1 protein-coding gene is annotated in these 537 nt (G+C 61.1%); it reads right to left on the minus strand.

Annotated elements, in window-relative coordinates:
• On the minus strand, positions 1 to 537 hold a 537-nt coding region (locus ACR0M9_RS21135), incomplete at both ends, for a formate--tetrahydrofolate ligase (protein ID WP_480774610.1).

Consider the following 537-nt stretch of genomic DNA (forward strand, 5'->3'; position numbering starts at 1 on the left):
CCAGATCGGCCTTGGCGACACCGCCATTCATCTTCATCGCCCGCACGGTGGCAACCAGAACCACGGCAGAGGGCGCAATGCCCGCCTTGCGACACTTGATGTTCATGAACTTCTCGGCACCCAGATCGGCGCCAAAGCCCGCCTCGGTCACCACATAGTCAGCCACTTTCAGCGCGGTCTTGGTGGCAATGACCGAGTTGCAGCCATGCGCGATGTTGGCGAACGGGCCGCCATGGACAAAGGCCGGGTTGTTTTCCAGCGTCTGCACTAGGTTCGGCTGCATCGCGTCTTTCAGCAGAACGGTCATCGCGCCTTCGGCCTTGATGTCGCGGCAATAGACCGGGGTCTTGTCGCGGCGATAGGCCACGATGATGTCACCCAGACGCTTTTCCAGATCCTTCAGGTCGTTGGCCAGACACAGGATCGCCATGACCTCGGACGCCACGGTGATGTCAAAACCTGTTTCGCGCGGGAACCCGTTCGACACGCCGCCCAGGCTGGCAGTAATCTGGCGCAGGGCGCGGTCGTTCATGTCAA

It is taken from the genome of Ruegeria sp. CH2 (assembly GCF_056537065.1).